This is a genomic window from Kribbella sp. NPDC006257 (genome assembly GCF_040613535.1).
Classification (GTDB): Bacteria; Actinomycetota; Actinomycetes; order Propionibacteriales; family Kribbellaceae; genus Kribbella.
Genome location: NZ_JBEXSJ010000007.1, coordinates 75,659 through 90,552, shown reverse-complemented (window position 1 = coordinate 90,552; position 14,894 = coordinate 75,659). Strand labels below are relative to the sequence as shown.

Sequence of the window (14,894 nt, the reverse complement as noted above, 5' to 3'; positions counted from 1 at the left end):
GCGGCGCCGCACCCTGCGCGGAGGCCGGGTCCGGAGTGGAGGAGGGGGCTGGGGTGGGACGCGGTGTATCGGTCCGGGCATCAGGCATGTCGGGACCAGTTTAGGTGGGTGGTTCCAGCGGCTCACGCGGTTTTAGCGGTCAGTCGTCGCGGGAGGTGGGGACCTTGACGGCCAGGACGGGGACGGGGGCCTCGAGGAGGACGCGCTGGGCGGTGCTGCCGAGGATGAGTTTGCCGACCGGGCTGCGGCGGCGCAGGCCGAGAACGATCAGGCTGACGTCCTCCTCGGCGGCTGCTTTGAGGAGTTCGTTGGCGACGTCACCACTGCCGACCGCCTGCCGGATCGTCACCTCGACGCCCTGCTCGCGGAGCTTCGCCTCGGCCGCCGCCAGCTCGTCGGAGTTGGCGTAGCGGGAATCGACGAACGCGTCACCGCGGCTGGCATTGAGCAGCAGGATCGACGCGCCACGCAGTACCGCCTCTGCGCCGGCAGCCTGCAGAGCTGCCTCGCCTTCGGGGGTGGGGACGTATCCGACCAGGATCTTCATGGGGTCACTCTCCCATCAGTCGTCTTCGCCGAAGGTCAGCCGGTCCCTGGTCGGCTGGGTGCCGCGCACCTTCGCGACCAACTTCGGCAGGTACGGCACGAACAGCGCGAGCACGGTCAGGATGATGATGATCAGGCTCAGCGGCCGGGTGAAGAACACGCTCGCGTCGCCGTTGGAGATCACCAGCGAGCGCCGGAACTGCTCCTCCATCGTCGGCCCGAGGATGACCCCGAGGATCACCGGCGCGATCGGGAAGTCGAGCTTGCGCATGAAGAATCCGACGATGCCGATCAGCAGCGCCATCAGTACTTCGTACCCCGACCCGGACAGCGAGTAGACGCCGAGGCACGCGAAGACCAGGATCCCGGCGTACAGCAGCGGCCGTGGCACCTTGAGGACCTGGACCCAGATCTGGATCAGCGGCACGTTCATGATCAGCAGGATCAGGTTGCCGATGTAGAGCGACGCGATCAGCGTCCAGACCAGCGTGCCCTGGTCCTCGAAGAGTTGCGGCCCGGGCTGGACGTTGAAGATCTGGAACGCCGCGAGCATCACCGCCGCCGTCGCCGAGGTCGGCAGTCCGAGGGTGAGGAGCGGCACGAGTACGCCGGAGAAGGATGCATTGTTGGCAGCCTCGGGACCGGCGACGCCCTCGATCGCGCCGTCGCCGAACTCGTCCGGGTGCTTGCGGCCGGCCTTCCTCGCCCGGCTCCGCTCGATCGTGTACGAGAGGAACGTTGGTACTTCGGCGCCGCCGGAAGGGATCGCCCCGAACGGGAAGCCCAGCGCCGTACCGCGCAACCAAGGTGCCCACGAGCGAGCCCAGTCGGACTTGCTCAGGTAACCGGTCCGCAGCTTCCCCTTCTCCAGTACGGCGGGGCGCTCGGGCGTGCTGCGGAGTTTCGATGCCACATGCAACGTTTCTCCGATCGCGAACAACCCGACGATCACGATCACCACGTCGACGCCGTCGAGCAGCCGCAGGGTCCCGAAGGTGAAACGCTGAGCGCCGGACAGGCTGTCCAAACCGATCAAGCCGATGAACAGACCGACCGTGAGCGACAGCAGACCCCGGACGAGCGAGTGGCCGACGAGCGCGGTGACCGCGACCATCGCGAGCAGCGTGATCGAGAAGTAGTCGGTCGACTGGAACTTGCTGGCCAGGCTCCCGATCGGCTTCGCGACGAAGGTCAGCAGAACGGTGGAGATCGTGCCGGCCACGAAGGAACCGATCGCGGCTGTCGCGAGCGCCGCCCGGGCTCGACCCTTGAGGGCCATCTTGTGGCCCTCGATCGCGGTGGCGACACTGGCGGACTCGCCGGGGGTGTTGATCAGGATCGACGTGGTCGAGCCGCCGTACATCGCGCCGTAGTAGATCCCGGCGAACATGATGAACGCGCCGATCGGGTCGGAGAAGTTGAAGGTGATCGGGAGGAGCAGCGCGATCGTCAGGGCCGGGCCGATGCCGGGCAGGATGCCGACGAGCATGCCGAGGGTGACACCGAGGACGGCCCAGAGCAGGTTCATCGGGTCCAGGACGGTGCCGAAGCCGTGTAGCAGGTCGCCGAAGACAGCTTGGGAGATCACAGGCCCAGCACCCCTTCCGGCAGCGAGATGTCGAGGAACTGGGTGAAGGCGATGTAGACCACCACCGCAAGCACGACGGCGACGATGATGTCGCGCACCAATTGCCGGCTACCGAGTACGCGGGCCGCGACGAAGAACAGCAGCGCGGTCGCGAGCATGTAGCCGAGCGGCACGACGAGAAACGCGTAGAGCAGCAAGAGAGCGCTCACTGCGACCGGCTCGAACCAACTGCGGTCGGACGACTTCGCCGTACGGGGTGATCTGAGCCCTTCGACCAGATAGCCGAGTGACAGCAACAACCACGCCGCCGTCACCAGCAACGGAAAGAACCGCGGCCCGGCCGGATCCAGCCCCTTCGGACTACGAATGTCGAACACGCCCACCAGGAACGTGCCGCTCAGTACGACGAGAACGATCGCCGCAACGATCCTGACCAGCCGCGACGCCTCGACCTCTACATCAGAAGCTTTTGCTGTGGTTTCCTCTGTGGCGCTCACTCGATCCCCAATTCTTTGAGGAGGGCCTGGACGCGGGTGGTTTCGTCGGCGATGAACTTCTTGGCGTCGTCGCCGGTCTTGAAGAAGTCGGTCCAGCCCTGGGTTTTGCGGATCTCTGCCCATTCGGGGGAGTCGTTCACCTTGGTGATGAATTCGATCAGGCGTTGCCGGTCGGCTTCCGGGATGTCCGGTGGCGCCACGATCGCGCGCCAGTTCAGGACCTCGGCGTTGTAGCCCTCGGCCTTCATCGTCGGAAGTTGTTTTCCGTTGACCGTCATCGGCTCGCTGCCGGACGTCGCCAGGACGCGCATCTTGCCGGCGGCGATCTGCTCCTCGAACTCGCTCAGCCCGGAGATGCCGACCGTCACGTCGCCGGACAGGATCGCCGCGGTCGCCTCACCACCACCGGAATAGCTGATGTACTTCACCTTCGACGGATCCAGGCCGGCCGTCTTCACCAGCGTCCCCGCGGTGATGTGGTCGGTGCCGCCGATCGTTCCGCCACCCCAGCTGACCGAGGTCGGGTCGGCCTGGTACTTGTCCACGAGATCCTTCAGGGACTTCAGCGGCGAATCCGCCTTCACCACCAGCACTTCCTGCTCGGCGGTGACAGTGGCGATCGGGGTCGTGTCGGAGATCGTGATCTTGGATTGGTTCAGGGTCAATGCGCCGACCATCACCAGGCCGGTGATCATCAGCGTGTGCGGATCCTTGCGGTTCTTGGTGACCAGCTTCGAGATGCCGACCGCTCCACCGGCGCCGGTCACGTTCACCACCGAGATGGACCGGCCGGGGAGGAACTTGTCCTCCTGGATCACGTGCTGCATCTGCCGGGCGGTCAGGTCCCAGCCACCGCCCGGCGCCGCCGGGACCATGATCTCGACGTTGCGGGACGGGAAGTCGCCGGCGACGCTGCCGCCTTCGAGGGCCGAGCAACCGGTCAGCAGCAAGCTGATGCTCAGCCCGGCGGCGATCGCAGTACGCGACATGGGGGGTACCTCCTCAGGTACGGCCTGGTTCGCTTGGCCGAGACCGTAGCAGCATTCCACCAGGAGGTACATAGGTTCCATTAGGTGGATCACGGAGTTATCGTCGGAGCGAGAGCTGATCGGCGAGAGGGTGGGGCATGGCGGACCTGGACGGCGAGCTTCCCGGCGTACGGAGTGTGCATCGTGCGCTGGATCTGCTCGAGCGGTTCGACGACGAGCATCCGCAGTGGACGCTGGCCGAGCTCACTGCTGCCAGCGGTCTGCCGAAGACGACGGTGCTGCGGCTGGTGATGACGCTGGAGCAGCGCGGTCTGGTCGCGGCGACCGGACCCGGGCGGTATGCGATCGGACCCGGCTTCCTGCGCTGGTCGCGGTTGTCGAGCGCGAGCATGGAGATCCCGCCGACCGTGCGGGCGGCGATGAACAAACTCGCAACTAACACAGGCGAAACGGCCAACCTCTACATCAGGGTCGGCCGGACCCGGGTCTGTCTCGCGCAGGTTCAGGGCACGTTGAGCGTCCGGCACACGATCCCGCTCGGAGCCGCCTTGCCGCTGTGGGGCGGAGCCGCCTCGAAGGTGTTGCTCAGCGATCCGCCGTTGCTGAGTGCCGATCCGTCCGTGATCGATGACGTGGCCGCCGATTCGCCGTACGGCGTGAGCTTCGCCAAGAAGCTCCGGAGTGAAGCGACCGCGGCGGGGGAGCGCGGTTTCGCGATCACGCACGGAGAGCGCGAACTCGGTGCCTCCGGTGTTTCGGCCGCCGTGCGCCGACCGGATGGGCGCGTCGTCGCCGCGATCGGGATCGGAGGTCCGACCACCCGGTTCAACGATCAGCGGTTGCCCGCGTATGTGAACGCGGTCCGGCTCTGCGCGAAGACGGTCATCGCCACCGGGTGGAGCGGTTTCAGTGCCGCCTGAGTCTCGGACCGCGGACCTGCTGAGCGGCGTACGGGTTCTTGATCTGACGAATGTGCTTGCCGGGCCGTTCGCCGGCTACCAGCTCGGGTTGATGGGTGCGGACGTGATCAAGGTGGAGGTGCCGGGGTCGGGTGACCTGGCCCGGAACCTCGGCGCGGATCCTTCGCTGAGCAAGGAGGGCCTGGGGATCTCGTTCCTCGCGCAGAACGCGGGGAAGCGCTCTCTGACGCTGGACCTCAAATCCCCTGCAGGTCAAGAGATTTTCGAGCGGCTGGTCGGTGAGGCGGACGTGCTGCTGGAGAACTTCCGGCCCGGTGTCCTCGACCGGCTCGGGTTCGGGTGGGAGCGGTTGCGTGCTGTGAACGAAGGGCTGGTGTACTGCGCGGTCTCCGGCTTCGGGCAGACCGGACCGATGCGCGGCCGGCCGGCGTACGACCAGATCATCCAGGGGTTGTCGGGGATCATGAGCGTCACCGGGATGCCCGATTCGGCGCCGACGCGGACCGGGTTCCCGATCGCGGACACGCTCGGCGGGTATGCGGCGGCGTTCGCGATCTCGGCCGCGCTGGTGAAGCGCTCTCGCACAGGGCAGGGGAGCTTCCTCGATGTCTCGATGCTGGAGACCGCCATCGCGGCGATGGGCTGGGTCGTCTCCGACTACGTGATCGGTGGCCGCGAACCGCGGGCCATGGGCAACGAGAACGTCACCTCGGCGCCGTCTGGGACCTTCGAGACGGCATCGGGTGCGTTGAATATCGCCGCCAACAAGCAGGAGCAGTACGTCGAACTCTGTACTGCGCTGGACCGGCCGGACCTGCTGGCCGATCCGCGCTTCGCGACCCGTGAGGCGCGCAAGCATCATCGCGTGGAGTTGAAGACGGAACTCGAGAGAACGCTCAGAGAGCGCTCTGCCGACGAATGGGATGCTCTCTTGTCGTCGACCGGCGTTCCGGTCGCGCCTGTGCTGACGGTTCCGCAGGCGTTGTCGCTGGACCAGTTGGCAGAACGCCAACTTCTCCACGAGCTCCCCATGCCGACTGCTCAACAGGCTCGGACGCTGCGGGTTCTCGGGAGCAGTGTCCATGTGGATGGCCGTTCGACTGGGCCCTCGGTTCGGCCTCCGATGCTTGGTGAGCACACCGACGAGGTGCTTGCTGAGCTTGGCTTCACGGCCGATCAGATTGCCGCATTGCACAGTGAAGGTGCCGTATGACCAGCGACTACCAGGCCGCAGCCGATTGGTGGGCCACGTCGATCTCCGACATCCAGCCCGGCGTGATCCGGCTGCGTGGATATGCGATCGAGGACCTGATCGGTGGAGCCAGCTTCTCGCAGGTGATCTGGCTGATGGTCCGCGGTGAACTCCCCTCGGCGGCAGAAGCTGAGTTGTTGGAGCTGACGCTGGTCGCGGCCGTTGATCACGGGCCTCAGGCGCCGTCGATCGCGGCTGCGCGGATGGCGGCGTCGTGCGGGCTGGCCTTGAACAACGCGATGGCGACCGGCGTGAATCTGCTGGGCGACGTACATGGTGGCGCTGGGCAACAATGCCTGGAGGTCCTTCGGGAGTTGCGTACCGCAGTACGGGCGGGGGAGTCGCCAGAGGCAGCGGCGCGCGCCCTTGTTACGGCGTACAAGGATCGCAAGGCCTTTGTGCCGGGCTTCGGGCATCGGTTCCATCCGCGCGATCCGCGGCGGGATCCGTTGATCTCGGCCCTCACGGCAGCTGTTGATCAGGGAGTTGTCGAGGGCGATTATCTGCCGCTCGCGCTGGCGCTCGAGGGTGTTCTTGCCGAGGGGCCGAAGCCGATTCCGATGAATGTCGATGGGGCGACGGCGGCGATCTATGCCGAGCTGGGCTTTCCGCCGGAACTGGCTCGGGGGTTGTTCGTGCTGTCGCGCTCGGTCGGGCTGTTGGCGCATGCGTACGAGCAGCAGCAGGAGCCCACCCGGATCAAAGGACCGCTGCCGAAGTCGATCACGCCGACCTACCGCGGCGTACCGCCTCGTCCCGTGTCGAGTTGACAGTATCTGGGCGGCGGGTGGGGGAGAATGACCAGATGCCGGACGACGAGACCATGATCGAGCAGCGGGTGCGGAACCGCTGGGGCGAGGGCGATCGGCTGCGAGTGGAGATCCTCGAGGGCGCCGGGCGGCTGCTGTCCGAGCTCGAGGGTGAGGACGGGCTGACGATTCGCGGTGTCGCGCGGGCGGTCGGGATCGCGCCGGCCAGCATCTATCAACACTTCGACGATCGCGCCGCGCTGATCGAGGGCCTGATCGAGTACGAGTTCAGTCTGCTCGACAAGGCGATGAGCGCGGCCGAGGAAAGCCAGGATCCGGACGATGCGGTCGGTCGCCTGCGGGCGATGGTCCATGCGCATCGCGAGTTCGCTGATCTCAAGCCGGGGCATTACCGGCTGCTGTTCGGCAGTGCCGCGCGACGGGCGATCAGTGGCGAGCGACCGGTCAGTGGGCCGCTCTTCGTCGTCTTCACCCGCCTGATCGAGGCCTTCGATCGCTGCGAAGAGGCGGGGCACGCGCTGCGGGTGCCGAGTCGGCGGGCGGCGTCGCTGGTGTTCGTCGGCGTCTACGGCCGGGCCGCGCTGCTGGACGGCGTACGGATCGAGAAGCTGAGCGACGACGACTTCCTCGACGATCTGGTCTCGCTGATCTTCGCTTAGGTCCTCACTACTGCCAGCGATTACTCGGCTACGAATTGTGATCTGAATCTCACTGCCTGGTATGCCGCGGCCAGGTTACCTAACGTTTGTTCAGTAAGAAAACAATCGTTCGGTAACTCTGGGGAGACGACGATGTCCGAGATCATGGAGGACCTGGCGACCTATCCGATGGCGCGCGGCCGCTGCCCGTTCGATCCGCCGCCGGAGCTGAATCGGCTCCAGGCCGAGGCGCCGCTGAACCGGGTGAAGCTCTGGGACGGCAGTACGCCGTGGCTGGTGACCCGGTACGACGATTCCCGGCAGCTGCTCGCCGATCCGAGGATCAGCTCCGACCCCCGGCGGGACGGCTTTCCGTACGCCAGCGCGGCGCAGGCCCAGCGACCGGGCCAGTTCAACGCGTTCATCGTGCGCGACGACCCCGAGCACGCGGCCCAGCGCCGGCTCGTCACCGCCGACTTCATGATCAAGCGGGTCGAGGCGATGCGCCCGCGGCTCCAGGAGATCACCGACGGCCTGATCGACGACCTGCTCGCCGGGCCGAAGCCCGCCGACCTGGTCGAGGCGCTCGCACTGCCGCTGCCCTCCCTGGTGATCTGCGAACTCCTCGGTGTCCCGTACGCCGACCGCGCGCTCTTCCATCGGCTCGGGAAGACCCTGCTCAAGCGCGACAACACTCCCCAGCAGGCCCAGGCCGCCAGCGACGAATTGCGCGACTACCTCCGCACCCTGGTCGAACGGAAGAACGGCGACCCCAGCGACGACCTGCTGAGCAGGCTGATCGTCGAGCAGTTGCGGACCGGCCAGATGGACGTCGAGGACATCGTCAGCATGGCGTTGCTGCTGCTGATCGCCGGCCACGAGACCACCGCGAACATGATCGCCCTCGGAACGGTCGCGCTCCTGGAGAACCCGGACCAGCTGGCCGAACTGCGGGACACGGACGACCCGAAGCTGGTCGCCAACGCCGTCGAGGAGTTGCTGCGCTACCTGACGATCGTCCACAACGGGCGGCGCCGGGTGGCACTGGAGGACATCGAGATCGGTGGCGAGGTGATCCGGGCCGGCGAAGGGGTGGTGATCGCGACCGAGGTCGCCAACCGCGACGAGGCGGCGTTCCCGGACCCCGACATCCTCGACATCCACCGCGCCGCGCGGCATCACGTTGCCTTCGGGTACGGCGTACACCAATGTCTTGGTCAGCCGCTCGCACGGGTGGAGCTGCAGGTCGTCTACAGCACCTTGTACCGGCGGATCCCGAGTCTCGCTCTCGCCGTACCGGTCGACGAGTTGCCGTTCAAACACGACATGGCCATCTACGGAGTCCACGCTCTGCCGGTGACCTGGTGAAGTCTGTCGCGAGAGGAGAGGTGCTGTGAAGGTCGTTCTTGATCAGGACAAGTGCATCGGGTCGGGGCAGTGCGTGCTGTCGGCACCTGAGGTTTTCGACCAGCGCGACGAGGACGGGATCGCCGTACTGCTTGAAGAGGAGCCGCCCGCCGACGTGGAGAGCGCGACCCGGGAGGCCGCGCGGATCTGCCCGGCGCTCGCGATCACTGTGGCGGAGTAGCGTGCTGAAGCAGATCGTCGTCGTGGGTGCCTCGGCCGCGGGACTGACTGCGGCCGAGACTCTGCGGCGCGAAGGGTATGCGGGTGGACTGACGATTGTCGGCGATGAAGTGCGGCTGCCGTACGACCGGCCGCCATTGTCGAAGCAGATCCTCCGCGGCGCCTGGGAGCCGTCGCGGATCGAACTGCGAACGTCAGAGCTGCTTGCGGAGCTCGATGCCGAATGGTTGCTCGGTACGGCGGCTGCGTCGCTCGACTCGTCGGCGCGAAAGATCACGCTGGCCGACGGGCGAATCCTCGGATACGACGGGTTGGTGATCGCGACTGGTGCGTCGCCTCGTCGGCTGCCGTTCGGTCATGAGCTGGCCGGGGTGCATCTGTTGCGGACTCTCGATGACACGCTCGCACTTCGGGAGGGACTCACTCAGGCGCGCTCGGTGGCGATCGTCGGCGCCGGCTTCCTAGGTGCCGAGGTCGCCGCAGTCACCCGCGAACTCGGCCTCAAAGTCACCATGATCGACCCGCTACCGACCCCAATGCTGCGCCAACTCGGCTCCACTGTGGGCCAATTGCTGCTGGAGCTTCATGAGGCTCACGGCGTTGACGTCCGCTGCGGGACCGGCGTTGCCGGCTTCGTCGCCGCCGACGACCAAGCCGCCCACGGTCGGGATGCCTCCGTCGAAGTCACCAACGGCCGAGTCGCCGGTATCGAGCTTGGTGATGGGACCACGATTCCCGCGGATCTCGTGTTGGTTGCCGTCGGCGCCCAACCGGCGATCGGCTGGTTGGAGGGCAGTGGATTGAGCCTGGGCGACGGCGTCGAATGCGACCAGTACTGCATCGCCGCGCCGGGCGTCGTCGCAGCAGGCGACGTGGCGTCGTGGCACCACCCGGGCGTCGGCCGCCGCCGACTGGAACACCGCATGAACGCCACCGAGCAGGCAACCGCAGCCGCGCAAAACCTGCTGGGCCAGCAGATTCCCTTCGCTCCCATCTCGTACTTCTGGACCCACCAGTACGACGTCAAGATCCAGGTCTACGGCCGCTCTGGCGACAACCTGTCCTTCGAGATCGTCGCCGGCCACCCCTCCGAAGGCCGCTTCGCCGCCCTCTACGGCGACGGCGCCCGCGTAGTCGGCGCCCTCGCCTGGAACCTCCCCCGCCAAGCCCGCCTCCTCCGCCAACACGTCCTCAACCAAACCCCCTGGCACCAAGCCCTAACCCCCACCTGACCCGGTCGCGTCACCACCCCACGCTCCCCGAACCGGTCGCGTCACCACCCTCGCCGTCTCGGCGGAACTCCACCTCACCCCTCCACCCAAGTTCCCGAGCCCCCGCCACCTCCCGGAGCTATGAACACCTCATGCCCTGTCCGCACCCCCGATTCCCTGTCCCCACCCCCGATTCCCTGTCCGAACCCCCAACTACCTAGCCGGGGGTTCGGACAGGAACTCGCTCATGGCTCCCCGAGCTGGTGGCCTCGTCGCCGCTCTACCCCTAGGGAGTATCCGCTCGCGCCTTCCCGCGCTGGCTGGTTCGGGGATCGCTCAGGTTTTTCTGAGTTGGTTGCGGAGGACTTTTCCGGTGGCGTTGCGGGGGAGGTCTTCGACCAGGATGATCTCGCGGGGCGCCTTGTAGCGGGCGAGATTGGTGCGGACGTGCTGGATCAGCTCGTCCGGGGCGACCTCACCCGCCGGTACGACGTACGCGATCAAGCGCTGGCCGAATTCCTCGTCCGGCGTGCCGACGACCGCTGCATCGACGACCGCCGGATGGCTCATCAAGCAGTCCTCGACCTCGACCGGGTACACGTTCTCGCCGCCGGACACGATCATGTCGTCCTCGCGCCCGTCGACGAAGAGCCGTCCGGCTTCGTCGAGGTGACCGAGGTCGCCGGTGCTCATCCGCCCGTCGACTGTCGTCTTGCTGCTCCCGTCCGAGTACCCACCGAAGACCAGCCCACCGCCCGCGAAGATCCGCCCGGTCTCGCCGGCCGGCAGAACCTCGTCGTTCTCACCAAGGATCCGCACCGAACTCCCGAGGCATGGCCGGCCGACCGTTCCCGGTGCGGCGAGGAGATCTGCGGAAGTGGCGATCGTCGCGATCCCGATCTCGCTGGAACCGTAGGCGTCGGTGAGGATCGGCCCGAACTGCGCGATGAACCGCTCGGCCAACGCGGGGCCGAGCGCGGATGCGCCGGAGACGACCGCGCGGAGCGAACTCAGGTCGTATTCGGCGATCGCCGTCGGGCCGAGGTCGAGCAGGCGTTGGAGCATCACCGGCACCGCGACGACGGATCCTGCGCGATTCCGGTCGATCGATGCGAGCACAGCAGCCGCGTCGAAGCGCCGGGCGAGCACAAGTGGCGAACCGAGGAACAGCGCGAGCATCGAGTTGAGCAGACCGAGCCCGTGGAACAGCGGTGGGCAGATCACCATCGGTTCGCCGGAGCGCAGCCCGATTCGGTCCAGCGTGCTCGCGGTGAGTCCGATCAGCCCGATCGCAGTCGGCGCTCGGGGCGCCGCTTTCGGCGTACCGGTGGTTCCTGACGTCAGGATCGTGATGTGCCCGGGCTTGTCCGGCGCGGGTGGCGGCGGCGCGTCACCGCTGGCGAGATCGTCCAGGTTCGTCCCTTCCGAGCCGTTCCTCCAGGCCAGCACACGCGGCAGGTCGGCGTCGATGGCGAACTCTTCGTCATGGATGAGCAGATCCGGCCGATGCTTCTCCAGAACGGCCTTCTGTTGCGGTGCCGCGAACTCGGTGTTCACGAACAGCACGTCCGCCCCGAGCCTCGACGCAGCCAGCGTCGCCTCGAGGAACCCCCGATGATTGCGGCACAGCACCGCAACCTTGCTCCGAGCAACTATCCCGTACTGCGTATGCAGCTCGGCAGCCTGCTGCGCACAACGCTCGTCCAGCTCCCGGTAGGTCAGACTGCCCAATTCGTCGATCACGGCCGGCTGATCCGGATACCGGATCGCCGCCACAGCTCCGAGCGCCGCCATCGACTGCCCCCACTGCCGCAACACCCGCTCGATCGGCAACAGATGCGACGGCCGCACGCCCCGCCAAACCCCAGACCGAACCACCCCCACCGAAACACCAGCAGCCTCACCCGCAACCCGAACCACCCACCGAGGCGGCCGCATCGGCCCAATCGGCCTCACCATCCCCACCACCGCCCACCCGATGCCTGACTCATGGCTTGTTTTTCGGTTTGGTGGTGTGGCGGTAGTACTGCTCGAACAGGCGGTCGGTCGGCACTCGGAGAAGGTTGCCTAGGGCATCGGCTGGGCGGACGAAGGGCGGGGTGATGTTGTTGGGTTTGTTCGCCACGGCCGCACAAACCTGATCAGCCGCCTGCTCAGGGCTCAATCCCGGCAACTGATTGAGCATCGGCGTCGGCGAACTCATCCGCGTATGCACCAGCCCCATATACACGTTCGAAGTTGTGACCCCATCCGACCGGATCTCCTGCGCCACACACCGCAGCCAAACATCGAACGCACTCTTCGATGCCAGGTACGCCGACCAGCGCGCCATCGGTGGCGTACGCACCCCAGCCGTCGACACGTTGACGATGTGCCCGGATCGGCGCTCACGCATGGACGGCAGCAACTCCAGCACCAGCTTCGCCGGCCCCAGATAGTTGACCGAGTTCGTCCGCTCGATGTCGTGGAATCGCTGGTACGAGTCCGCGACCGATCGCCGGATCGACTTCCCCGCATTGCTCACCAGCACATCGACCCGCCCGTGCTCCGCCAGCACGTCAGCCACCAACCGCTCGATCGACGCCGTGTCGGCCAGATTGGTCGGATAACTCTCGGCCTTCCCGCCGGCAGCACGAATCTCCTCGGCGACAACCTCCAACTGATCCGCCGTCCGCGCGACCAGCAACACGGTCGCCCCGGCGCGTGCCAGTCGCTTGGCCGTCGCTTCACCGATCCCGTATGACGAACCGGTCACCATCACGACCTTGCCCCGCACCGCGGAGGTCAGCCGATCATCGGCGACCCAGCTCCGCCCATTGGTCAGCGCAACAAGCAACGGCCACCCGAACGGACGCTTCCCAGTCACCATGGACCCGACATTACCGGCAAGTAGCCAATCTGGGCAGACCCAGTCAGTTCACCTCCCGGGCGATGCGTTCCAGCCAGTCACGGAGCAGCAGGCCCATCAACCCCGGCTGCTCGATCTGCAGATTGTGTCCGGCCAGGTCCAGTACGGCGTACGTCGCGCGTGGGTAGTGGGGGAGTAGCGCGAACTGATCCTCGAACCCGACGATCCCGTCCTGTCGCCCACACAGCAGCAGCGTCGGCCGCTCGTACACCGGTCCGCTCTCGGGCGCGACCGTCAACGCCCAGTTCTTCCTGATCCGGTCCATCGCCGCGGTGTCGGCAGCATCGAGCCCGGGCTGCACGTCCTCGCGATACAGCCGCAGCGTCTCGGACGTCTGGATCACCGCGATCCCGGTGAAGTCCTCGGCCTCCTCCGGACTGAGCGACTCGACCAGACCTGGCTCGACCTCCAACACCACATGCTCGGGGACAGTCCTCTCCGCATGCTCGAGAGCTGCTCCGATCGGGCACAGCAGCCCGAGGCCGAGCACCTGGGACGGGCGCTGCGCAACCAGCCCGCGCGCGAGATACCCGCCGTACGATTCTCCGAGCAGGACGAAGGGCTCATCGCCGATCTCCGCGTCGATGAACTCGAGCAGCGCGGCCATGATCCCGTCCGAGCTGTCGATCTCCCCGGCCGGACTCGCACCCATCCCAGGCAGGTCGGGATAGAGCCGCCGATACCCCGGCACGCCCGCGAAGAACGGCTCGAGCGGACCGGTCATCAGGCGGTGGTCCGGCGTCCACCCATGCAGCGCCAGCACCGGGGTGCCTTCGCCGTGGGATTCGTAGTGAAGCGTCATGGTGGAGTTCTAACAACTCGCTCCGACAATTTCTGAAACCTCGCATAGTGTCGGTCCCATGTCTCGACGATCGCTGCACCTCAACGCTCCCGATGCCACCGTTCTGCGCGCTCGGCTGGACCGCATGAAAGAGGCCGCGGCCGGTACTGGAGTGCTGATCGCACCCGGTTCGGATTTGCGGTATCTGATCGGTCAGGCCGGCGGCTCGTTCGAGCGGCTCACCACACTCGTCATCCCCGCTGACGGCAACCCAGCGATCGTCGTACCGAAGATGGAAGCGCCCGGGTTCGGCGACGTACCGCTGGACGAGCTCGGCATCGAGGTGCTGACCTGGGTCGACGGCGACGACCCGTACGCCGTGGCGGCGGCCCGGCTGGGCAAGGCAGACCGCGTCGCGGTCAGCGACTTCACCCCGGCGCTGCACGTGCTCGCGCTCCGCGAAGCATTGCCTGCTGCGGAACAAGTGCTGGCCGGTCCGATCGTGCGTGAGCTGCGGATGCGGAAGGATGCGGCCGAGATCGAGGCGCTGCGCGAGGCGGGTGCCGCGATCGATCGTGTCCATGCGCGGGTCGGCGATTGGCTGCGGGCCGGGCGGACCGAGAGGGAGGTCGGCGCGGATATCGAGGCCGCGATCGTCGAGGAAGGACACGAGCGCGCGGACTTCGTCATCGTCGGCAGCGGTCCGAACGGGGCGAGCCCGCATCACGATGTCTCCGACCGCGTGATCGAGGCCGGTGACGTGGTGGTGGTGGACATCGGCGGACCGATTCCGGCCGGCTACAACTCGGATTCCACTCGCACGTACTCGGTCGGCGAGCCGCGCGATGCCGGCGTACTGGCGACCTATGCGGTGTTACAGGAGGCCCAGCAGGCTGCCGTCGACGCGGTCCGGCCGGGAGTGACCGCGGCGTCGATCGACAAGGCGGCGCGCGATGTCATCGAGGCGGCCGGCTTGGGGGAACTGTTTATCCACAGGACCGGGCACGGGATCGGGCTCGACGTGCACGAAGAGCCGTACATTGTCAGTGGGAACGAGCTGATTCTCCAACCAGGCATGGCGTTCAGCGTCGAACCCGGCATCTATTCCGACGGCAACTGGGGGGCAAGAATCGAAGACATCGTGATCGTCACAGAAACCGGCGTGGAGCCCGTCAATCACCGCCCCCACACCCTCACCATCGTCTAG

15 protein-coding genes are annotated in these 14,894 nt (G+C 66.7%); 8 read left to right on the top strand and 7 right to left on the bottom strand.

Annotated features, from left to right (window positions below):
• Positions 1-139: 139 nt before the first annotated feature.
• The 4 genes from ABZ004_RS10910 to ABZ004_RS10895 are packed head-to-tail and all read right to left on the bottom strand — an operon-like array spanning position 140 to position 3,620.
• Positions 140-547, bottom strand: coding sequence for a universal stress protein (locus tag ABZ004_RS10910; protein ID WP_355679610.1), 408 nt, complete (start codon positions 545-547; stop codon positions 140-142).
• A 15-nt stretch (positions 548-562) separates the two neighbouring features.
• Positions 563-2,134, bottom strand: a complete 1,572-nt coding sequence (locus ABZ004_RS10905; RefSeq protein ID WP_355679609.1) for a tripartite tricarboxylate transporter permease — start codon at positions 2,132-2,134, stop codon at positions 563-565.
• Complete coding sequence (locus ABZ004_RS10900; RefSeq protein WP_355679608.1) at positions 2,131-2,631, bottom strand: tripartite tricarboxylate transporter TctB family protein; 501 nt, start codon at positions 2,629-2,631, stop codon at positions 2,131-2,133. The genes ABZ004_RS10905 and ABZ004_RS10900 overlap by 4 nt, the downstream gene beginning before the upstream one ends.
• The gene (locus ABZ004_RS10895) at positions 2,628-3,620 is read right to left on the bottom strand and encodes a tripartite tricarboxylate transporter substrate binding protein (RefSeq protein ID WP_355679607.1); all 993 of its coding nucleotides are present in this window, start codon (positions 3,618-3,620) and stop codon (positions 2,628-2,630) included. Before ABZ004_RS10895 ends, ABZ004_RS10900 begins: the two co-directional genes overlap by 4 nt.
• A 137-nt stretch (positions 3,621-3,757) precedes the next feature.
• On the opposite strand from ABZ004_RS10895, the gene ABZ004_RS10890 reads away from it, so the two are divergent.
• The 7 genes from ABZ004_RS10890 to ABZ004_RS10860 all read left to right on the top strand — a co-directional run bounded on the left by ABZ004_RS10890 (position 3,758) and on the right by ABZ004_RS10860 (position 10,019).
• Positions 3,758-4,540, top strand: coding sequence for an IclR family transcriptional regulator (locus tag ABZ004_RS10890; protein WP_355679606.1), 783 nt, complete (start codon positions 3,758-3,760; stop codon positions 4,538-4,540).
• Complete coding sequence (locus tag ABZ004_RS10885; protein ID WP_355679605.1) at positions 4,530-5,753, top strand: CaiB/BaiF CoA-transferase family protein; 1,224 nt, start codon at positions 4,530-4,532, stop codon at positions 5,751-5,753. The genes ABZ004_RS10890 and ABZ004_RS10885 overlap by 11 nt, the downstream gene beginning before the upstream one ends.
• Complete coding sequence (locus ABZ004_RS10880) at positions 5,750-6,562, top strand: citryl-CoA lyase (RefSeq protein WP_355679604.1); 813 nt, start codon at positions 5,750-5,752, stop codon at positions 6,560-6,562. The genes ABZ004_RS10885 and ABZ004_RS10880 overlap by 4 nt, the downstream gene beginning before the upstream one ends.
• 35 nt (positions 6,563-6,597) lie before the next feature.
• Positions 6,598-7,221, top strand: a complete 624-nt coding sequence (locus ABZ004_RS10875) for a TetR/AcrR family transcriptional regulator (RefSeq protein WP_355679603.1) — start codon at positions 6,598-6,600, stop codon at positions 7,219-7,221.
• A gap of 132 nt (positions 7,222-7,353) precedes the next feature.
• The gene (locus ABZ004_RS10870) at positions 7,354-8,568 is read left to right on the top strand and encodes a cytochrome P450 (protein ID WP_355679602.1); all 1,215 of its coding nucleotides are present in this window, start codon (positions 7,354-7,356) and stop codon (positions 8,566-8,568) included.
• Between the two features lie 25 nt (positions 8,569-8,593).
• Positions 8,594-8,788, top strand: coding sequence for a ferredoxin (locus ABZ004_RS10865; protein ID WP_355679601.1), 195 nt, complete (start codon positions 8,594-8,596; stop codon positions 8,786-8,788).
• Position 8,789: 1 nt separating this feature from the next.
• The gene (locus ABZ004_RS10860; protein ID WP_355679600.1) at positions 8,790-10,019 is read left to right on the top strand and encodes an FAD-dependent oxidoreductase; all 1,230 of its coding nucleotides are present in this window, start codon (positions 8,790-8,792) and stop codon (positions 10,017-10,019) included.
• Between the two features lie 315 nt (positions 10,020-10,334).
• Here ABZ004_RS10860 and ABZ004_RS10855 read toward each other — a convergent pair whose 3' ends face one another.
• The 3 genes from ABZ004_RS10855 to ABZ004_RS10845 form a co-directional block, all read right to left on the bottom strand.
• On the bottom strand, positions 10,335-11,849 hold the full coding sequence (locus ABZ004_RS10855) for an AMP-binding protein (protein WP_355679599.1): 1,515 nt from the start codon (positions 11,847-11,849) through the stop codon (positions 10,335-10,337).
• 136 nt (positions 11,850-11,985) lie between these two features.
• The gene (locus ABZ004_RS10850) at positions 11,986-12,867 is read right to left on the bottom strand and encodes an SDR family NAD(P)-dependent oxidoreductase (RefSeq protein WP_355679598.1); all 882 of its coding nucleotides are present in this window, start codon (positions 12,865-12,867) and stop codon (positions 11,986-11,988) included.
• A 43-nt stretch (positions 12,868-12,910) separates the two neighbouring features.
• Positions 12,911-13,708: an alpha/beta hydrolase gene (locus tag ABZ004_RS10845; RefSeq protein WP_355679597.1), complete on the bottom strand. Its 798-nt coding sequence runs from the start codon at positions 13,706-13,708 to the stop codon at positions 12,911-12,913.
• Between the two features lie 58 nt (positions 13,709-13,766).
• Here ABZ004_RS10845 and ABZ004_RS10840 point away from each other — a divergent pair, with 58 nt between their 5' ends.
• Entirely contained in the window at positions 13,767-14,894 is a 1,128-nt protein-coding gene (locus tag ABZ004_RS10840) for a Xaa-Pro peptidase family protein (protein ID WP_355679596.1), read from the top strand.